The organism is Geodermatophilus normandii (assembly GCF_003182485.1).
In the GTDB taxonomy this organism is placed as follows: Bacteria; Actinomycetota; Actinomycetes; order Mycobacteriales; family Geodermatophilaceae; genus Geodermatophilus; species Geodermatophilus normandii.
Genome location: NZ_QGTX01000001.1, coordinates 454,958 through 474,346, shown reverse-complemented (window position 1 = coordinate 474,346; position 19,389 = coordinate 454,958). Strand labels below are relative to the sequence as shown.

Below are 19,389 nucleotides of genomic sequence, written 5' to 3'. Positions count from 1 at the left end.
CGGCGGGCGTCCGGCTCGCGGACTAACCTCGGGATGGGCCCGGCGCCGCACTCGGCGGCACCTCTGCGGGCCGACCTACCCCGGAGGAAGTCCCTCGTGAGTCTGCGCGGCGTGCTCGACGTCGTCCTCACCGATCCCGGCGTGGCCCGCGTGGTGTCCGCCGCCGGGTCCGCCGAGCTCGCCGTGACCGCACCGCCGCCGGTGCAGCCGCTGGTGGCCGCCGCACTGGCGGCGCGGGCGCCGGGTGCCGGCGTGCCGGTGCTGCTGGTCACCGCCGGCGAGCGCGACGCCGACGCCGCGGCGGGCCTGCTGCGCTGCTTCCTGCCCGACCGCCGCGTGGAGACCTTCCCGGCGTGGGAGACGCTGCCGCACGAGCGCCTCTCCCCGCGGGCGGACACCGTCGGCCGCCGGCTGGCCGTGCTGCGCGAGCTCACCCACCCGGAGGGCGACGGCGGGATCGACGTGCTGGTCGCCCCCGTGCGCAGCGTGCTGCAGCCGCTGGCCCCCGGCCTCGGCGACCTGGTGCCGGTGGAGCTGAGGCCGGGCGACACCGCCGAGCTCGACGACGTCGCCCGCGCCCTGTCCGACGCCGCCTACACCCGCGTCGAGCTGGTCGAGAAGCGCGGCGAGTTCGCCGTCCGCGGCGGCCTGCTCGACGTCTTCCCGCCCACCGAGCCGCACCCGGTGCGCGTGGAGTTCTGGGGTGACGAGGTCGACGAGCTGCGCTACTTCTCCGCCGCCGACCAGCGCTCCCTCGACGACCGCCCCGAGCGGCTGTGGGCGCCGCCGTGCCGCGAGCTGCTGCTCACCGACGAGGTGCGCGCCCGCGCCGCCGCCCTCGCGGGAGAGCACCCCGGCCTGCTGGAGGTGCTCGGCAAGCTGGCCGAGGGCATCGCCGTCGAGGGCATGGAGTCGCTCACGCCGGCCCTGATCGGCGACGAGCGCATGCAGCTGCTCACCGACCTGCTGCCGGCGGGCACCCACGTGCTGGTCGCCGACCCCGAGCGGGTCCGCACCCGCGCGGCGGACCTGGTCCGCACCGCCGAGGAGTTCCTGGCCGCGTCCTGGGCCACGGCGGCCGAGGCGGGCGAGGCGCCGCTGGACCTCGGGGCGTCGTCGTTCCGGGACCTCGAGGACGTCGAGGCCGCCGCCCGCGGCCGGGGCCTGCCGTGGTGGACCACCGGCGCGTTCACCCTCGCCGTCGACGACGACGACATCCACGTCACACTCGACGCGACGACGGTCGAGCGCTTCGCCGGCGACGTCGACCGCGCCGTCGAGTCGCTGCGCGGCTGGACGCGGGACGGCTGGCGGGTCGTGGTGACCTTCGCCGGCCCCGGTCCGGCCCAGCGGGCCGCCGACCAGTTTACCGGCGCCGACCTCGGCGTGCGGCTGGTGCCCGGGATCGAGTCCGCGCCCGAGGCCGGCCTGACCTCGATCACCCAGGGCGGCCTGGAGTCCGGCTTCGCGCTGCCCGGCGTGGGCCTGGCGCTGCTCACCGAGCACGACCTCACCGGCCAGCGCGGCACCACGATGCGCGACGCGGTGAAGATGCCCGCGCGCCGCCGCAACGCCGTCGACCTCGTGCAGCTGCAGCCCGGCGACCTCGTCGTCCACGAGCAGCACGGCATCGGCCGCTACGTGGAGATGGTCAGCCGCACCGTGCACGGCGGCCAGCGCGACTACCTCATCGTCGAGTACGCGCCGGGCAAGCGGAACCAGCCGCCGGACCGGCTGTTCGTGCCCACCGACGCCCTCGACCAGCTCACCCGCTACGTCGGCGGCGAGCAGCCGGCGCTGTCCAAGCTGGGCGGCGCCGACTGGGCGAAGACCAAGGGCCAGGCGCGCCGGGCGGTCAAGCAGATCGCCGCGGAGCTGATCCGCCTCTACTCCGCGCGCATGGCCACGAAGGGCCACGCCTTCGGCCCGGACACCGTCTGGCAGCGCGAGCTAGAGGACGCCTTCCCGTTCCAGGAGACCCCCGACCAGCTCGCCGCGATCGACGAGGTCAAGGCGGACATGCAGAACCCGGTCCCGATGGACCGGATCATCTGCGGCGACGTCGGCTACGGGAAGACGGAGATCGCCGTCCGCGCCGCGTTCAAGGCGGTGCAGGACGGCAAGCAGGTCGCCGTCCTGGTGCCGACGACGCTGCTGGCCAACCAGCACTACAAGACGTTCTCCGAGCGGGTCGCCCAGTTCCCGGTCGAGGTGCGGGTGCTCTCCCGCTTCCAGTCCGACGCGGAGTCCACGCAGATCCTGCGCGAGCTGGCCGCCGGCGAGGTCGACATCCTCGTGGGCACCCACCGGCTGCTGCAGCCGACCACCCGGTTCAAGGACCTCGGGCTGGTCGTCGTCGACGAGGAGCAGCGCTTCGGCGTCGAGCACAAGGAGTACCTGAAGACGATGCGGACGGCGGTCGACGTCCTGTCGATGTCGGCCACCCCGATCCCGCGCACGCTGGAGATGAGCCTCACCGGCATCCGTGAGATGTCGACGATCCTCACCCCGCCCGAGGAGCGGCACCCGGTGCTCACCTACGTGGGCGCCTGGGACGACAAGCAGATGGGCGCCGCCATCCGCCGCGAGCTGCTGCGCGACGGCCAGGTCTTCGTCATCCACAACCGGGTGCAGTCGATCGACAAGGCCGCCGCGAAGATCCGCGGCCTGGTGCCCGAGGCCCGCGTCGCCGTCGGCCACGGGCAGATGAAGGAGCACGAGCTCGAGCGGATCATGGTCGGCTTCTGGGAGAAGGAGTACGACGTCCTGGTCGCGACGACGATCGTCGAGTCGGGCCTGGACATCCCCAACGCCAACACCCTGATCGTCGACCGCGCCGACACCTTCGGCCTGTCGCAGCTGCACCAGATCCGCGGCCGGGTGGGCCGTGGCCGCGAGCGCGCCTACGCCTACTTCACCTACGACCCCTCGCGGCCGCTGACCGAGACCTCGGTCGACCGGCTGACGACGATCGCGCACAACACCGACCTCGGCGCCGGCATGGCCGTGGCCATGAAGGACCTCGAGATCCGCGGCGCGGGCAACCTGCTCGGCGGCGAGCAGTCCGGGCACATCGCCGGCGTCGGCTTTGACCTCTACGTCCGGCTGGTCGGCGAGGCCGTGGCCGACTACCGGGCGCAGGTCACCGGCGAGGAGGCGCCGGCCGAGCCGGTCGAGGTCCGGGTCGACCTGCCGGTCGACGCGCACCTGCCGCACGACTACGTCCCCGGCGAGCGGCTGCGGATGGAGGCCTACCGCAAGGTCGCCTCGGTGCAGGACGACGACCAGGCGCAGGCCGTCCTCGACGAGCTCACCGACCGCTACGGCACCCCGCCGGCGCCGGTGCTCAACCTCCTGGCGGTGGCCCGCTTCCGCGTCGCGATGCGGGAGCTGGGGATCACCGAGGTGTCGCTGCAGGGCCGGGTCATCCGGATCTCGCCGGTGCCGCTGCGGGAGTCCCAGCAGATGCGGCTGGCCCGGATGGCCGACGGCGCCACGTACAAGTCCGCCGTCGAGACGGTGTCGCTCAAGGTCCCGGTCGGCCCCGACCGGCGCACCTCGCTGCGCGACGTCGCGCTGCTCGAGCACCTGCACTCGCTGCTGGAGGCGGTGCTCGAGCAGCCGCAGAAGGACCCCGTCCTCCCCGCCCTTCGCTGATCAGTACAGCTGGCTCAGGGCGGTGCCCTGGACGGGGCCGACCCCGGAGGCCTCCTGGTCCAGGGCCGCGGAGACGTGGCCGGCCAGCGTGCCGACGTGCCGGTCGCTGAGCATGCCGATCCGCTCGTCGTCGAGGTCGCCGTGCCAGCCGGGGACGTCGACGACCCGCAGCTCCCGGACCCGGCGCCGCCAGGCGCCCAGGGTCCGGGACGCCGCCGCCCGTGAGCCCTCGGCCAGGAAGTAGTCGACCGGCCCGTCGAAGCGGCCGGGCCGGTAGGCCTCCGACACCTCCTGCGTCCCGAGGAAGAAGCGCAGCTCGGGGTCCGGCGCCGCGGGGGCGGTCGCGGGTGCCGGCGGCCGTCGCCGGCCGGTCAGCCGCCGCAGCGCGCTGCGCAGCGGGTCGCCGGAGCGCAGCGTGGCCCAGCGGCCGGCCCAGCGGACCCGCTCGACCTCCCAGCGGCGCAGTGCCGCCTGCGGCGGCCGGGCGTCGAGCAGGCCCAGGCAGCCGACCGCCGCGCCCGCGGCGCGCAGCCGGGTCGCGACCTCGTAGGCCACCAGGCCGCCGAAGGAGTAGCCGAGCAGCGTGTAGGGGCCCTCCGGCTGGGTCTCGCGCACCTGCGCCAGCGCGTCGGCGGCGACGTCCTCGACGGTGCGGTGCCGCCCCTCGGCGTCCAGCAGCGGCAGCCGCAGGCCGACCACCGGCCGCGCGGTGGCGAGCCGGTCGACCAGCCCCGCGTACAGGTTGAGCTGGCCCCAGGCGTCCGGCACGAGGAACACCGGGCGGCCCTCCCCGGCGCGCAGGACGGCCACGCCCGCCGGGGCGGCGGAGGTCGCGGCCTCCGCGGCCCGGGCCAGGCCGGCCGGCGTCGGGTCCTCGGCGAAGCGCTGCACCGGGACGTCGGCGTCGAGCTCCAGGCGCACCCGGCGCAGCAGGCTGAGCACCTGGCGGGAGGTCCCGCCGAGGTCGGACCAGTCGTCGTCGGGGTCGGCGGAGCGCAGGCCCAGCACCTCGCACCAGATGCGGGAGACCCGGCCGACCAGGCCGTCGTCCTCCTCCGGCGCGGCCGGCGCGGCGGAGGCCGCGGCGACCGCCCGGCCGATCTCCTCCAGGCACCCGGGGTTCCGCAGCGCGACGGCGTTGGCGATCGGGTCGCCGTTGACGGCGTCGCGGGCCGCGCGCTCGGAGCGCTTCCCGTTGTGGGTCAGCGGCAGGTCGCCGACCGCGACGACCAGCGAGGGCACGTGCGCCGCCGACGCCTCCCGGCGCAGCGTGCGCCGGATCGTGCGGTCCAGGCCGCCGTCGAGCCGGGCGCCCTCGCGCAGGACGACCAGGAGCACCATGCGCGAGCCCCCGGGCCGGCTGCCGTCGCGCTGCTCCACCGCCATCGCGTCGGCGATCTCGGGCACCTGCCGCAGGACGGTGTAGATCTCGCTGGGCCCGATGCGCAGGCCGTCGATGTTGAGGACGCCGTCGGAGCGCCCGTGCAGCCGCGAGGAGCCGTCGGCGTCGAACTCGACCAGGTCGCCGTGGGTCCACATCCCGGGGTGGTCGGCGAAGTAGGCGTCGTGGAAGCGGCGGCCGTCGGGGTCGCGCAGGAAACCGACGGGACGGCTGGGGAAGGGGCGCCGGCACACGAGCTCGCCGACCTGCCCGACGACCTCGCGGCCGTCCTCGTCGACCGCCGCCACGTCGAGGCCGAGGCTGCGGGTCTGGCTGCGGCCCCGGCGGACCGGCCGGTCGGGGGCGCCGAGGACGAAGCAGCCGATGATGTCCGTGCCGCCGGAGATCGACTGCAGCGGCACCGGGCCGACGGCCTCGGCCACCCAGTCGAACTGCCAGTCGTGCAGGACGGCGCCGGTGGAGAGCACGGCCCTCAGCCGGGAGAGGTCGGCGGCCTCGGCGGGACGCAGACCGGCGTCCTGGCCGAGCTGCAGGTAGGCCGGGCTGGTGCCGAAGACGGTGACGCCGTGGTCGGCCGCCAGCTCCCACAGCGTCTCCGGGCCGGCGACGGGACCGTCGTAGACGACGACGTGCGCGCCGGTGACCAGGGCCGACAGCTGCCAGTTCCACATCATCCAGGCGGTGGTGGTGTGGAAGTAGAGCGTGTCGCCGGGGCCGAGGTCGACGTGCAGCCGGTGCTCCTTGACGTGCTCGAGGAGCGTGCCGCCGGCGCCGTGCACCATCGCCTTCGGCGGGCCGGTGGTGCCCGAGGAGAACATCACGAACAGCGGGGTGTCGAAGGCGTGCCGCGGCCAGTCGCGGGTGGGCTCGGCGTCCGCGGTGGCGTCGGCCAGCCGGTCCACCGGCAGGCCGAGGTCGGGCAGGGGACCGTCGTCGAGCAGCAGGACCCGGCGCAGGGTCGGCAGGCCGGCGACGACCTCGGCGACGACGTCGTCGCCGACCGCCCGGCGGTCGAGGACGAGCACCGCCGGGTCGACCTGGCCGAAGCGGCCCAGCAGGGACGCCGCGCCCATGTCCGGTGCGGCGGTGGAGACGGCGGCCCCGATGGCGGCCACGGCGAGGGCGGCCACGGCGGTCTCGCCGGTGTTGCCGGCGATGAGCACCACCCGGTCGCCCTCGGCGAGCCCGAGCCGGCGCAGCGCGGTCACCGTCCGCGCGACGGCGTCGCGCAGCTCGCCGCGGGTCCAGGAGTCGGCCGGGCGGTCGGCGTGCACCGCGGTGAGCGCGGGCGCGTCGTCCCCGGCGCCCTCCAGCGGGCGCAGCAGCGCCTCGGCGTAGTTCAGCCGCAGGTCGGGGAAGAAGCGGGCGGTCTCGACGTCGGTGCCGGTGAGGACGACGTCGGCCGAGCCGGACCACGGCACCCCGGACCAGTCGAGCAGGGTGCGCCAGAACTCCGCGGGCCGCTCGACCGAGAAGGCGTGCAGGGCTCCGGGCGCGTCCAGGGCGGTGCCGGCCACCTCCTCGCAGCGGGCCCGGAAGAGCGCGAGCTGGGGAGCGGCGGGGGCGAGCGTCATCGGGGGGTCTCCTCGTCAGGGGCGACCGCGAGGCTGGCCACCCACCCGTCGGGAACGGGCACGTCGTGCAGGGACCAGCCGGCCACCGTCCCGCCGGTGCGCCCGACGGCGGTGACCACGGCGGCCGGGTCGTCGCGCAGGCCGGTGCCGCGGGCCTTGAGGACGGCCTCCTTGCGGGTCCAGGCGCGGGTGGCCGCGGCCGGGCGGGCGGCGGGCGGCAGGGCGGCTATCGCCCGCAGCTCGACGGGGGACAGCCAGCCCTCGTCGGCGACGTCCGGCGTCCAGGGCGCCACCGGCTCCAGGTCGACGCCGATCCGGGAACGGCGGCCCACCGCGACCACGCCCAGGTCGCCGCCGGCCGAGCAGCCGGCGTCCAGGCGCGTGGCCGCCGGCAGCTCCGGGCGGCCCGTGGCGGCGGTGGTGAGCGGCACCCGGCGCGGGTCGGTGCCCAGCTCGGCGGCGAGCGCGGTCCGCAGGGCGGCACGCAGCAGGACCCGGCGCCGGTGGACGGCGGGCGTCCCGCGGCGGGCGCGGGCGAGCTCGCCGGGCGTGAGCACCGACTCCGCGCGCGCGAGCTCGTCGTCGCCGGCCACCAGGGGCACGACGGTGACGGTCACGCCCGGGGGCCCGGGCGCGCGCGGGCGGACGGCGGCATGCCGGCGATGCTGGCAGCGGCCGGGACCGCGGCCATCCCCCCTCCTGGGGACACCACCCTCCCGGGTGGCCCGCCGCCTGCGCCGTGCACCACACCGGGTGTGGCACGCTCCGCACGTGCTGACCCGCCGGCTGACCACGTCGCTCGCCGTCGGCCTGGCCGCCGTCGCCGCACTGGCCGGCTGCCGGACCTCGCCCAACGTCGCCGCGTACGTCGGCGAGGAGCAGGTGACGGTGGCCGAGCTGCAGTCCGCCGTCGACGAGCGGCTGGCCGACCCGGCGGTCGCCGAGGCGGTCGGCGGCGCCGGCAGCGGCTTCACCCGTCAGGTGCTCACGCTGCTCGTGCGCGAGGAGCTCTACGCCGAGGCGGCGCGGCGCAACGACGTCGAGGTCACCGACGCCGACGTCACCGCCTTCGTCGACGCGGCCCTGGCCGGCCGGGACGAGGCCGAGCTCTACGCCCAGGCCGCGGCGCAGGGGTACTCGCCCGAGGACGTCCGGGAGAGCGCCCGCCAGCAGCTGCTGCGCCGGGAGCTCGGCGTCGCCTCGGGGGAGGACCCGGGCACCGACGACGCCGCGCTGCGCGCCCGCTACGAGGAGGTGCGCGGCAGCCTCGAGCAGGTCGAGCTCGGCTACTTCGTCGTCCCCGACCAGCTCACCGCCGACGCCGTCGTCGCCGAGCTGGCCGCCGCCCCGGCGTCCTACCCGGCCGTCGCGGCCCGCTACCCGGGCGAGGTGAACCTCCCGGCGCTGCAGCCCACCGGCACCGCCGACGTGCCGCCGCCGCTGGCCGAGGGCGTCACCGCCGCCGCGCCGAACACCGGCTTCAGCGTCACCGTCCCCGACCTGCAGGGCGTGGTCGTCGCCTTCGTCGGGCAGCGGGTCACGCCGTCGTTCGAGGAGGTCCGCCCGCAGCTGGAGAGCGAGGCGGCGACCGGCGCGGAGGAGGCGGGGGCCACCGTCGTCGACGGCGTCCGCGACGACGTGGGCGTCACCGTCAACCCGCGCTACGGCGAGTTCACCGACGAGGACGTCGTGCAGGAGGCCCAGGGCGGCGTGGTCGACCTGCTCGACGACGGCACCGGCGCCGCTCCGGCGACCGCGCCCGGCACCGGGGGCTGACGCGCGGTGCCCGTCGCCGTCGTCGTCCCGGTCAGCGCGCGGCTGCCCGGCCTGCTCGGTCCCGCCGGCTGGGCCGCGCTCGCCGACCGCCCGCTCGCCGCGCTGCCCGGCGCGGCGGCCACCGCCGAGGCCCTGCGGGCCGCCGGCCGCGAGGTCACCGACGTGCCCGACGCCGCGGCCGCGGACGCGCTGCCCGGTGCGGTCGCCGTGCTGGCCGGCCCGGGGGAGGAGGTGCCCGGCGCGCCCGTCGCCGAGGCCGCGCCCGAGCCCCCCGGCGCCCGCCTGCTCGACGTCGTGGCCGTCATGGACCGGCTGCGCTCGCCCGGCGGCTGTCCCTGGGACGCCGAGCAGACGCACGCCTCGCTGCGCGGCTACCTGCTCGAGGAGGCGCACGAGGCCTACGACGCGATCGTCGACGACGACCCGGTCGCGATGCGCGAGGAGCTCGGCGACGTGCTGCTGCAGGTGGTCTTCCACGCGCGGGTCGCCGCGGAGGCGGGGGAGGGCCGGCGGTTCGACGTCGACGACGTGGCCGGTGACCTGGTGGACAAGCTCGTCCGCCGGCACCCGCACGTGTTCGGCGACGCCGGCCCGCGCGACGTCGCCGGCGTCGAGGCGGGCTGGGAGGAGATCAAGAAGGCCGAGAAGCAGCGGCGCTCGCCCACCGAGGGCGTCTCGCGCTCGCAGCCGGCCACCGCCTGGGGGTCCGCGCTGGTGCGGCGGGCCGCGCGCGCCGGGTTCCCCACGCCGGAGCCGGCCGACCTGGGCTCCACCTCGCCGGAGGAGCTGGGGGAGCGGCTGCTGGCCGTCGTCGCCGCGGCCGAGCAGCGCGGCTGGGACGCCGAGGACGCGCTGCGCGAGGCCGTGCGCCGCTACGCCGGTGAGCTGGACGCGGCCGCCGACGCGGCGGCGCCGGCCGCCCCTAGCTGACGGGGAGCGGCTCGGCCGGCGCGGTGGTGACCCGCGGCGCGGTGAGCATGGCCTTCAGGGCGCCGAGCACACCGAGCCCGGCGACCGCGGCGGCGCACCAGACGCCCGGCCCGAGCAGGCGGGCGTCCCAGCCGGCGTCCACCGCCCGGGCCACGACCGCGGCGGCCACGGCCAGCGTGACCGCCAGCGCCAGCACCCCGGACACCCGGTGGCCGCGCGCGGGACGGAGCAGCAGGAGCCCGAGGACGACGAGCACCGCACCGCCGACCGCCACCGCCGCCGGCTGCCAGAGGCCGGTGCGCCCGAGCTCGGCGACCCCCTCACGGACCGCGTCGACGGACCGCACCACCAGCTGCAGCCCGGTGGTCTCCCCGCCCCGTTCCCACGGGAGCCACATGCTCGCCGCGTCGGCGACGCCGGCCAGCAGCGCGAGCACCCCGCCGGCCAGGTCGGGGCGCCGCACGTAGACCAGCCCGTCGCGGGGGACCGCCACCCCGGCCACCTCCGTGCCGTCCGGGACCGGCTCCACGTCCTGGTCGGCGTCCTCGGCGGTGTCCGTCGGGAAGCCGAGGATGGACGGACGGGTCTCCGCGTCCGCGTCCGCGGGGAGGCGCTGCTGCTGGCGCTCGGTCATCGGGTCCTCCGACGGCGCAGACGTGCGGGGAGACGCCCGCAGGGACGAGATTACCGCCGGATCGGTTCCGCCGAGGCCGCACCGTGACCGCTCCGTTACAGGAGTCCCGCGCCCACGCGTCGTGGTCGGACGAGCCTGCCCTCCTCGCTAGGCTGCTCCCCGTGCCGAGCATCGATGCCGTAGGCGCGCGGGAGATCCTGGACTCGCGCGGTAACCCCACCGTGGAGGTCGAGGTCGCCCTCGACGACGGGACGATCGCCCGGGCGGCGGTGCCCAGCGGCGCCTCCACCGGCGCCTTCGAGGCGGTGGAGCTGCGCGACGGCGACGAGCGCTACGGCGGCAAGGGCGTGACCAAGGCCGTCGACGGCGTCCTCGACGTCATCGGCCCGGAGCTGGTCGGCTACGAGGCCACCGAGCAGCGGCTGGTCGACCAGCGCCTGCTCGACCTCGACGGCACGCCCGACAAGTCCCGGCTGGGCGCCAACGCGATCCTGGGCGTCAGCCTCGCCGTCGCCCGCGCGGCCGCCGACTCCACCGGCCTGCCGCTGTTCCGCTACGTCGGCGGGCCCTCGGCGCACCTGCTGCCGGTGCCGATGATGAACATCCTCAACGGCGGCGCCCACGCCGACAGCAACGTCGACGTGCAGGAGTTCATGATCGCCCCGATCGGCGCGGCGACCTTCGCCGAGGCGCTGGCCATGGGCACCGAGACCTACCACGCGCTGAAGTCGGTGCTGAAGAAGGACGGCCTGGCCACCGGCCTGGGCGACGAGGGCGGCTTCGCCCCGAACCTGACCAGCAACCGCGCGGCCCTCGACCTCATCGTCCGGGCCGTGGACCAGGCCGGCTACTCCGTGGGCACCGACATCGCCTTCGCCCTCGACGTCGCGGCGACGGAGTTCCACAGCGAGGCCGGCTACGCCTTCGAGGGCAGGACCCTGTCGGCCGCCGACCTGACCGAGTACTACACCGACCTCGTCGCGAACTACCCGATCGTCTCGATCGAGGACCCGCTGTCGGAGGAGGACTGGGACGGCTGGATCGCCCTGACCTCCGCCCTCGGCGACCGCGTGCAGATCGTCGGCGACGACCTGTTCGTCACCAACCCCACCCGGCTGGCCGACGGCATCGCGCGCGGGGCCGCCAACGCCCTCCTGGTGAAGGTCAACCAGATCGGCACGCTCACCGAGACCCTCGACGCCGTCAACCTGGCGCACCGCAACGGCTACCGCTGCATGATGAGCCACCGCTCGGGCGAGACCGAGGACACCACGATCGCCGACCTCGCCGTCGCCACCGACTGCGGGCAGATCAAGACCGGCGCGCCGGCGCGCAGCGAGCGGGTGGCCAAGTACAACCAGCTGCTGCGCATCGAGGAGGAGCTCGACGACGCCGCGCGCTACGCCGGCGCCGCGGCCTTCCCGCGCCTGCGGACCTCCTGACCCGGTGAGCGCCGGTACGGGGCGGCGGCGCTCGACCGGCCGCCCGCTGTCGCACGCCGCGTCCCGGCCCGTCCCGGCCGGGACGCGGTCGGGCGCCGGCAGCCGTCCCGACGCCCGGCGTCCCGGCCGGCGCACGCCACGCACGCCCGCCCGTCCCGCGGCGGCCCGCCGGCCGCTGTTCACCGGCCGGGCCGTCGTCTTCGTCGGCCTGCTCCTGCTGCTGTCGCTGACCCTCGCCGGTCCCGTGCGGCAGTGGCTGGAGGGGCGCGCCGAGATCGCCCGGCTGGCGGCCGAGAGCACCGCCTACGACGAGCGCATCACCGACCTGCAGGCCGAGCTCGAGCGCCAGTCCGATCCCGCCTGGACCGCCCGCGAGGCCCGCGAGCGGCTGGCCTACGTGCTGCCCGGTGACCGGCTCGTCGTCGTGGTCGACGGCGAGGCGGCCGAGGGTGACGCCGGCACGCTGCCCGCTGCCCTCGACGCCGCTCCGCGCCGCTGGTACGAGGAGCTGCTCGGCTCGGTGGCCGACGCCGACGGGGAGGACGGGTGACCGCCCCGGGACAGCGGGTCTCCGAGCCGATCACCCCGGAGGAGCGGGAGCTCGTCGGCCGGCAGCTCGGCCGGCCGCCGCGCGCGGTCCGGGCGGTGGCGCACCGGTGCCCGTGCGGCCAGCCCGACGTCGTCCAGACCTCCCCGCGGCTGGAGGACGGCACGCCGTTCCCGACGCTGTACTACCTGACCTGCCCGCGCGCGTCGGCGGCCGCCAGCCGGCTGGAGTCGGCCGGCCGCATGCGCGAGTGGCAGGCCGACCTGGGCACCGACGCCGACCTCGCCGCGGCCTACCGGGCGGCGCACGAGGCATACCTGGCCGAGCGCGACGCCCTGGGCGAGCTGCCCACCCGCAGCACCGCCGGCGGCATGCCCGACCGGGTCAAGTGCCTGCACGCCCTGGCCGGTCACGCGCTCGCCGCGGGGCCGGGCGTCAACCCGGTCGGTGACCGCGCGGTGGCCGAGATGGGGGAGTGGTGGGCCGCCGGCCCCTGCGCGCAGCCGGAGGAGGCGTCGTGACCCGTGTGGCCGCCGTCGACTGCGGCACCAACTCCATCCGCCTCCTGGTCGCCGACGTGCCGCCCGAGGGTGCGCACACCGACCTGCTGCGCCGGATGGAGGTCGTCCGGCTCGGCCAGGGCGTGGACGCCACCGGCCGCCTGGCGCCCGAGGCCATCGAGCGCACCCGCGTGGTGCTCGCCGAGTACGCCGCCCAGGCCCGCGACCTCGGCGCCACCGCCGTGCGGATGGTCGCCACCAGCGCCACCCGCGACGCCGCCAACCGCGCCGACTTCGAGGCGATGGTGCAGGCCACGCTCGGCCAGCCGCCCGACGTCGTCGCCGGGGACGAGGAGGCGCGGCTGTCCTTCCTCGGCGCCACCGCCTCCCTCGACGCCGCGGCCGCCGCCCACGGCGGCCCGCCCCCGCGCCCGCCGTACCTCGTCGTCGACATCGGCGGCGGGTCCACCGAGTTCGTCCTCGGCGACGCCGCCGGCGTGCGCGCCGCGCGCTCGGTGGACGTCGGGTGCGTGCGGCTGACCGAGCGCCACCTGCACGGCGACCCGCCGACGGCGGACGAGATCGGGTCCTCCGAGGCCGACATCCGGGCCGCGCTGGCCGAGGTCGCCGCGGCGGTCCCGGTGGGCGAGGCGGCCACCCTCGTGGGCCTCGCCGGCTCGGTGACCACCGTGGCCGCCCTCGCGCTGCGGCTGCCGGGCTACGACGCCGAGGCCATCCACGGCTCGCGCATCCCGGTGGGCGCCGTCCGCTCGGTCACCGCGGGGCTGCTGACCGCCACCCGCGAGCGGCGGGCCGCCTCCGCGGTGATGCACCCCGGCCGGGTCGACGTCATCGGCGCCGGCGCGCTGGTGCTGCGGGTGGTCATGGACGCCTTCGCCCTGGACGAGGTCGTCGTCAGCGAGCACGACATCCTCGACGGCATCGCGCTGCGGCTCGCCCGCGGATGAAGGACCCCCTTCCTCCCCACCCCTCGCAGGCTCGGGGCGGGACCCGGGAAGGGGCCGCGGGACCGTCGGCTCCGCCGCCTCAGCCGGCCTCGTTGAGCCCGGGCGGGAGCTTTCCGGTCAGGGACTGGTAGGCCGCGGCGGCACCCCGGGCGGCCAGCAGCCGGCCACCGGCCACCGTGAGCCCGGAGAACGCCGCCCAGGCCAGCGCCTCGGGCCACGTGACGCCCGGTGCGGCGGGGTTCTTCGGCGGGGTCTTGCCGCGGGCCGCGTACCAGGCCGCGTCGGTGAGCTTGCGGACGGCGATGCCGGAGAGGGTCGCCGAGCCGGTCCCCAGCAGCTTCCAGGTCAACGGCGGCTTCTGCTTGCGGGCCATGGGGGTGATCATGCCTGGCGTCCCCGCGGCCCGCGCGTCCCCGGCCGGGTGGACCCCCGGTCCGGGCGAGCTACCCGCTCGCGCGGAGCTGCCGGACGCGGTGCATGACCGCCCGGGCCAGCTCCCGAGCGCGGCCCGCCAGCACCCGCCGGGCGAGGGCCATGACGGCGGAGGACGCGGCGGTCACGGGGAGGTAGCCGCCCGACCCCAGCAGCCCCGGCCGCGCGAGCAGCACCCGCTCGGCGGTCACGTGGTCGGGGCGCCAGCGCAGCTTGTAGTCCTCGTCGCCCCGCAGGAACGAGTACTCCGCCAGCCCCAGCCGGCGGGCCAGTCCCAGCGCGCCGCTCACGAGCAGCACCGAGGTGTCGATGGCCTGCCGCAGCGAGGGGTCGATGCCGGCGAGGTAGTAGGCCAGCTGCCGCTCCCCGACGAGGTCGACCTCGCTGGCCACCAGCCGGCCGTCCAGACGGTACTCCACCACCACCGCCTGGCCGCGCTCCACCATCGGCACCAGGGCCCCGGTGAGGAACGTGCGGAACCGCGCGGTGAGGTGCTCCGGGTTGCCGCGCCGGCCCGCCCACTGCGCCTCGTGCAGCCGGACCAGCTCGGGCACGGCGGCGGGCACGGCGTCGGGCGTCAGCTCGGTGCGCTCGATGCCGGCCCGGTCGACCTTCTTCAGCTTGCGGCGCAGCGTCCCCGCCGTCCGGGCGGGGACCCGCGCGAGGACGTCGGCCTGCGGCAGCACGGGGAGCTGCAGGTTCAGCGACGACGGTGCGCGGCGGACCCGGCCGGGCCAGGTCCGCGACCACGCCTGCGCGGCGGAGCCGGGCAGGACCTCCGGCAGGTCCAGGACCCGCCACCCGGGCACCCGCAGCAGCGCCTCGGCGAGCCGCGCCCCCGCGTCCGGGACCCGCGGGTCGACCAGGACGTCGGTGGAGTCGCTGAGGGGGCCGCCCAGCGGCGCGAGGGTCACGACCGGACCGCGGCGCACCCGGTGCAGGGGCGCGGCGGCGACGAGCGTGTCACCGGTCCACACCGTGACGACGGCGAGCCGCCCGGCGGGGACGTAGGCCCGGGCCCAGGCGCTGCTCCACGCGTGCGTCTGGAACGCGGTGGCGGCCGGGGTGCGGCGCCAGAGGTCGTCCCAGGCCCCGGCCAGCGCGTCGAGGCCCGCGTGGTCGGCGACGACCGCGGTGCGCGGCCGTCCCGGGGTCGGTGGGGGAGGGATCGGACGTGCGGCCGCGGGCCCGGGCCCGCTCCTGGACGCACCCACGGCAGCACTCACCGGTTCCCACCCCTTCTCCGTCCGGCGCCTCCCGCCGTCCGGCCGGGTCGCTGACGACAGCGAGCGTAGGGACCGGGCGGCCCGCCGCCGACCCTCCGAAGGGGGAGATGCACGGGCGCACCCCACCCGGCGACCGCACCGCCGCCGGGTGGTCCACTGGGCGCGTGGCGGTCGACGCGCAGGGTTTCCCGGTCACGCGGACACCGGCGGGGGTGGCCCGCTCCGCGCGCGGCGCCCGCGACCTCGCCGTGCTCGACGCCCGCATCTCCGGTTGCCGCGCCTGCCCGCGGCTGGTCACCTGGCGCGAGGAGGTCGCCCGGGTCAAGCGGGCGTCCTTCCGCGACGAGGAGTACTGGGGCCGCCCGGTGCCGGGGCTGGGTCCCGCCTCCGCGCGGATCGCCGTCGTCGGGCTGGCGCCGGCCGCGCACGGCGGCAACCGCACCGGCCGGGTCTTCACCGGTGACCGCAGCGGGGACTGGATCTTCGCCGCGCTGTGGCGGGCCGGCCTGACCAACCAGCCGACGTCGACGCACGTCGGGGACGGCCTGGAGCTCACCGGGGTGCGGGTGGCCGCCGCGGTCCGGTGTGCGCCTCCCGACAACGCGCCGACGCCGGCCGAGCGCGACACCTGCTCGCCCTGGCTGGCGCGCGAGCTGGCGCTGCTGCCGGACCTGCGGGTGGTCGTCGTCCTCGGCGGCTTCGGCTGGACGGCGCTGTGGCCCGTCCTCGCCGGCGCCGGCTATCCGCTGCCCCGGCCGCGGCCGGCCTTCGGGCACGGCGTGGAGGTGACGCTCGAGGGTCCGCGCGGGCCGCTGACGCTGCTCGGCAGCTACCACGTGAGCCAGCAGAACACCTTCACCGGCCGGCTGACCGAGCCCATGCTCGACGCCGTCCTGTCCCGGGCCACGGAGCTCGCCGGCCCCGGCTGAACCGGGTCGCGGCCGGGGCGTGCGCCCCTAGGGTGGGCCCATGGCGTCTCGTCCGGATCTGGGGTCCCGTCCGGTGGTGCTGGTCGTCGGCGGGGGGTACGTCGGCCTCTACACGGCGCTGCGGCTGCAGCGGAAGCTGTCCCGGGGCCGCGCCGAGATCGTCGTGGTCGACCCGCAGCCGCACATGACCTACCAGCCGTTCCTGCCCGAGGCGGCGGCCGGCTCGGTGGAACCGCGGCACGTCGTCGTCCCGCTGCGCCGCACGCTGCCGCGCTGCCGGGTGGTCACCGGTGCCGTCGTCGGGCTGTCGCACGCCGACCGGAGGGCCCGGGTCCTCCCCGCCGAGGGCGACCCGTACGAGCTGTCCTACGACGTGCTGGTGATGGCGGCCGGGTCCGTGGCCCGCACGCTGCCGATCCCGGGGCTGGCCGAGCACGGCATCGGCTTCAAGACGGTGGGGGAGGCCATCTACCTGCGCAACCACGTCCTCGCCCGGCTCGACGCCGCCGCCTCCACCGACGACCCCCGGGTCCGGCAGCGCGCGCTGACCTTCACGTTCGTCGGCGGTGGATACGCCGGCATCGAGGCCTTCGCCGAACTCGAGGACATGGCCCGCTACGCCGTCACCCACTACTACCCGCGACTGTCGCCCGGTGACATGCGGTGGGTGCTGGTCGAGGCCACCGGCCGGATCCTGCCCGAGGTCGACCTGGACATGGCCGCCTGGACGGTCAAGCAGCTCACCGCCCGCGGGATGGACGTGCGGCTGAACACGCGCCTGGAGTCGGTCTCCGACGGCGTCGTCCGCCTCTCCGACGGCGAGGAGTACGCCAGCGACACCCTCGTGTGGACCGCCGGCACCAAGCCCAACCCGCTGCTCGCCTCGACCGACCTGCCCCTCGACGAGCGGGGCCGGGTGCGCTGCGAGCCGACGCTGCAGGTCAGCGGGCTCGAGGACGCCTGGGCCGCCGGTGACCTCGCCGCCGTCCCCGACCTCACCAAGCCCGACCCGGGGGCCACCACCGCACCCAACGCCCAGCACGCCGTCCGGCAGGCCAAGCGGCTGGCCGACAACGTGGCGGCGACCCTGCGCGGTGAGCAGCCGCGGCCCTACCGGCACGCCTACGCCGGGTCGGTGGCCAGCCTCGGCCTGCACGAGGGCGTCGCGCAGGTCTACGGGGTCAAGCTCAAGGGCTGGCCGGCCTGGTTCATGCACCGCAGCTACCACGTCAGCCGGGTGCCGACGTTCAACCGCAAGGCCCGCGTGGTCGCCGACTGGACGCTGGCCTCGCTGTTCCGGCGCGAGGTCGTGGCGCTCGGCCAGCTGCAGGACCCGCGCCGGGAGTTCGTCACCGCGGCCACCTCCGGCGGGACCGCGCAGCTGCCCTCGCCGTCGCCCGCCGACCGCGCGCAGGCCGGCTGACACCGGCGGGCCGACGGCCCGCACCGCCCCCGTGGCCCAACCGGCAGAGGCAGGCCCCTTAAAAGGGTCGCAGTGTGGGTTCGAACCCCACCGGGGGCACCCCAGCGGTCCTGCGCGGACCTCACGACTTCTTCCTGCCCTATACACCACCGGCCGCAGGAAATACAGGTCTTGACGTCCCCCGTGACCGTATTGACAGGGTTACCCCTCGTGAGCAACGGAGCTCACCGACGCTCGAGGGGAAAGACGTCCATGACCCAGTCCCATCCGTCCCGCCGATCGCGCATCGCCGTGGCCGGCACCGCCGGCGGCGTGCTGGCGCTGGCCGGCAGCGTGGTCACCGCGCTCCCGGCCGCGGCCGGCGGCGGCAACGGCTGCGAGAACCGCAACAACAACACCGTGGCGAAGCTGACCGAGTGCGTGACGCTCGAGGGTGTCACCGAGCACCTGGAGGCGTTCCAGGAGATCGCCGACGACAACGAGGGGAACCGCGCCTCCGGCACGCCCGGCTACGAGGCCTCGGTCGAGTACGTGGAGCAGCGGCTCCAGGCGGCCGGCTACGAGTCCACCCGCCAGTCCTTCGAGTTCCCGTTCTTCCAGCTGAGGAGCAGCTCGTTCAGCCGCGTCACGCCCGCGCCGGCGACCTACTCCGCCGCCGACTTCACCCCCATGACCTACACCGCCGCCGGGACGGTGGACGACGGCGTCGTCACCCCGGTCGACCTCCCCGCCACGGGTCTCGGCAGCGGCTGTGAGACCGGTGACTTCACCGGCTTCGCCGCCGGGACGGTCGCCCTCGTCCAGCGCGGTGGCTGCGCCTTCGCCGTGAAGGCGCAGAACGCCCAGTTGGCCGGCGCGAGCGCGGTCATCGTCTTCAACAACACCGCCGGGCCGCTCGCCGGCACGCTGGGCGCCCCCGGCACCAGGATCCCGGTCATCGGCGTCTCGACGGCCCTCGGCCAGGAGCTCGCCGCGCCGGGCACCACCGTGGACCTCGCGGTCGACTCGACCAGCGAGACCCGCACCACCTACAACGTCGTCGCGGAGCTGCCCGGCCGCACCTCGGACAACGTCGTCATGGCCGGTGCGCACCTCGACTCCGTCCTCGCGGGCCCGGGCATCAACGACAACGGCAGCGGCAGCGCGGCGATCCTCGAGGTCGCCGAGAACATGGCGGAGGTCAAGCCGGTCAACACCGTCCGGTTCGCCTGGTGGGGCGCCGAGGAGCTGGGCCTGCTCGGCTCCGAGCACTACGTCTCGCAGCTGAGCGACGCGCAGGTCGCCGACATCGGCCTCTACCTGAACTTCGACATGGTGGGGTCGCCGAACTTCGCCCGGTTCATCTACGACGGCGACCAGTCGGACTTCACCGCCCCGGTCGCCGTGCCCGAGGGGTCGGACCAGATCGAGTACGTCCTCGAGGACTACTTCGAGGCGCAGGGCCTGTGGTACGAGGGCAGCGAGTTCAGCGGCCGCAGCGACTACCAGGCCTTCATCGAGGCCGAGATCCCCTCCGGTGGCCTGTTCACCGGCGCCGAGGTCCTCAAGCAGGAGTACCAGGTCCCGCTGTACGGCGGTCTCGCCGGTGTCGCCTACGACCGGAACTACCACCAGGCCGGGGACACGATCGGCAACGTCGACCCGAAGGCGCTCGAGACGAACTCCGACGCCATCGCGTACTCCGTGCTGACGCTGTCCTACGACACCTCGCGGGTCAACGGCGCCCAGGGCCGTCCGGTGCCGGGCGGGACCTTCCAGGGGGACCCGACGGACCGCCAGTTCCGGGTGACGCCCGAGCAGAAGGCCGGCGGCGGCGGGCTCTCGCCGGACCACGACCACGACCACGGCGGTGAGGAGATCTGACTGTCCGAGCGACCCGGTCCGGGGGCGCGGCACCGCACGGTGCCGCGCCCCCGGCGTGTCCGGTCACCCTCCCGGGGTAGGTGGTC

15 protein-coding genes and 1 tRNA gene are annotated in these 19,389 nt (G+C 76.2%); 11 read left to right on the top strand and 5 right to left on the bottom strand.

Annotation, left to right across the window (positions count from 1 at the left end; genetic code table 11):
• Window positions 1-96: 96 nt before the first annotated feature.
• Entirely contained in the window at window positions 97-3,657 is a 3,561-nt protein-coding gene (mfd, locus tag JD79_RS02475) for a transcription-repair coupling factor (protein ID WP_110004258.1), read from the top strand.
• Here the strand turns inward: mfd and JD79_RS02470 are convergent, their stop codons facing one another.
• Together JD79_RS02470 and JD79_RS02465 are read right to left on the bottom strand one after the other, a co-directional pair.
• Window positions 3,658-6,633 (bottom strand): acetoacetate--CoA ligase, encoded by a 2,976-nt coding sequence (locus tag JD79_RS02470; RefSeq protein ID WP_110004257.1) that lies wholly within the window; start codon window positions 6,631-6,633, stop codon window positions 3,658-3,660.
• The gene (locus tag JD79_RS02465; RefSeq protein ID WP_110007346.1) at window positions 6,630-7,250 is read right to left on the bottom strand and encodes a 4'-phosphopantetheinyl transferase family protein; all 621 of its coding nucleotides are present in this window, start codon (window positions 7,248-7,250) and stop codon (window positions 6,630-6,632) included. Before JD79_RS02465 ends, JD79_RS02470 begins: the two co-directional genes overlap by 4 nt.
• A 154-nt stretch (window positions 7,251-7,404) precedes the next feature.
• On the opposite strand from JD79_RS02465, the gene JD79_RS02460 reads away from it, so the two are divergent.
• Entirely contained in the window at window positions 7,405-8,409 is a 1,005-nt protein-coding gene (locus tag JD79_RS02460; RefSeq protein ID WP_170149082.1) for a SurA N-terminal domain-containing protein, read from the top strand.
• A 6-nt stretch (window positions 8,410-8,415) separates the two neighbouring features.
• Complete coding sequence (locus tag JD79_RS02455) at window positions 8,416-9,339, top strand: nucleoside triphosphate pyrophosphohydrolase (protein ID WP_110004255.1); 924 nt, start codon at window positions 8,416-8,418, stop codon at window positions 9,337-9,339.
• On the opposite strand, the gene JD79_RS02450 is transcribed toward JD79_RS02455, so the two are convergent.
• Window positions 9,332-9,973, bottom strand: a complete 642-nt coding sequence (locus tag JD79_RS02450) for a hypothetical protein (RefSeq protein WP_110004254.1) — start codon at window positions 9,971-9,973, stop codon at window positions 9,332-9,334. The two genes, JD79_RS02455 and JD79_RS02450, sit on opposite strands and share 8 nt — an antisense overlap.
• Window positions 9,974-10,134: 161 nt before the next feature.
• Here JD79_RS02450 and eno point away from each other — a divergent pair, with 161 nt between their 5' ends.
• From eno to JD79_RS02430, 4 genes are read left to right on the top strand one after another with little or no spacing between them, the layout of a single operon-like run.
• Window positions 10,135-11,415, top strand: coding sequence for a phosphopyruvate hydratase (gene eno / locus JD79_RS02445; RefSeq protein WP_110004253.1), 1,281 nt, complete (start codon window positions 10,135-10,137; stop codon window positions 11,413-11,415).
• Between the two features lie 4 nt (window positions 11,416-11,419).
• Window positions 11,420-11,965 carry an FtsB family cell division protein gene (locus JD79_RS02440; protein WP_110004252.1) on the top strand — a complete coding sequence of 182 codons (546 nt, stop codon included), beginning with the start codon at window positions 11,420-11,422 and terminating at the stop codon, window positions 11,963-11,965.
• Window positions 11,962-12,483 (top strand): DUF501 domain-containing protein, encoded by a 522-nt coding sequence (locus tag JD79_RS02435; protein WP_110004251.1) that lies wholly within the window; start codon window positions 11,962-11,964, stop codon window positions 12,481-12,483. The genes JD79_RS02440 and JD79_RS02435 overlap by 4 nt, the downstream gene beginning before the upstream one ends.
• Window positions 12,480-13,430, top strand: coding sequence for a Ppx/GppA phosphatase family protein (locus tag JD79_RS02430; RefSeq protein ID WP_211307831.1), 951 nt, complete (start codon window positions 12,480-12,482; stop codon window positions 13,428-13,430). Before JD79_RS02435 ends, JD79_RS02430 begins: the two co-directional genes overlap by 4 nt.
• Window positions 13,431-13,509: 79 nt before the next feature.
• Here JD79_RS02430 and JD79_RS02425 read toward each other — a convergent pair whose 3' ends face one another.
• Window positions 13,510-13,815: a DUF4235 domain-containing protein gene (locus JD79_RS02425; RefSeq protein ID WP_245899568.1), complete on the bottom strand. Its 306-nt coding sequence runs from the start codon at window positions 13,813-13,815 to the stop codon at window positions 13,510-13,512.
• Between the two features lie 58 nt (window positions 13,816-13,873).
• On the bottom strand, window positions 13,874-15,076 hold the full coding sequence (locus JD79_RS02420) for a GNAT family N-acetyltransferase (protein ID WP_170149081.1): 1,203 nt from the start codon (window positions 15,074-15,076) through the stop codon (window positions 13,874-13,876).
• Window positions 15,077-15,252: 176 nt separating this feature from the next.
• On the opposite strand from JD79_RS02420, the gene JD79_RS02415 reads away from it, so the two are divergent.
• The 4 genes from JD79_RS02415 (at window position 15,253) to JD79_RS02400 (ending at window position 19,303) form a co-directional block, all read left to right on the top strand.
• Window positions 15,253-16,017, top strand: coding sequence for a uracil-DNA glycosylase (locus tag JD79_RS02415; protein ID WP_110007343.1), 765 nt, complete (start codon window positions 15,253-15,255; stop codon window positions 16,015-16,017).
• 40 nt (window positions 16,018-16,057) lie between these two features.
• On the top strand, window positions 16,058-17,440 hold the full coding sequence (locus tag JD79_RS02410; protein WP_110004249.1) for an NAD(P)/FAD-dependent oxidoreductase: 1,383 nt from the start codon (window positions 16,058-16,060) through the stop codon (window positions 17,438-17,440).
• 25 nt (window positions 17,441-17,465) lie between these two features.
• Window positions 17,466-17,539: transfer RNA gene (locus JD79_RS02405), tRNA-Leu, on the top strand.
• Between the two features lie 153 nt (window positions 17,540-17,692).
• Entirely contained in the window at window positions 17,693-19,303 is a 1,611-nt protein-coding gene (locus tag JD79_RS02400; RefSeq protein ID WP_110004248.1) for a M28 family metallopeptidase, read from the top strand.
• The last annotated feature ends 86 nt before the right edge of the window (window positions 19,304-19,389 follow it).

What these genes read in the sequence shown, in the direction of transcription:
- JD79_RS02470 (WP_110004257.1), bottom strand. Translation starts at nt 6,633, where the DNA reads ATGACGCTCGCCCCCGCCGCTCCCCAGCTCGCGCTCTTCCGGGCCCGC.
- JD79_RS02450 (WP_110004254.1), bottom strand. Translation starts at nt 9,973, where the DNA reads ATGACCGAGCGCCAGCAGCAGCGCCTCCCCGCGGACGCGGACGCGGAG.
- JD79_RS02425 (WP_245899568.1), bottom strand. Translation starts at nt 13,815, where the DNA reads ATGATCACCCCCATGGCCCGCAAGCAGAAGCCGCCGTTGACCTGGAAG.
- JD79_RS02410 (WP_110004249.1), top strand. Translation starts at nt 16,058, where the DNA reads ATGGCGTCTCGTCCGGATCTGGGGTCCCGTCCGGTGGTGCTGGTCGTC.
- JD79_RS02400 (WP_110004248.1), top strand. Translation starts at nt 17,693, where the DNA reads ATGACCCAGTCCCATCCGTCCCGCCGATCGCGCATCGCCGTGGCCGGC.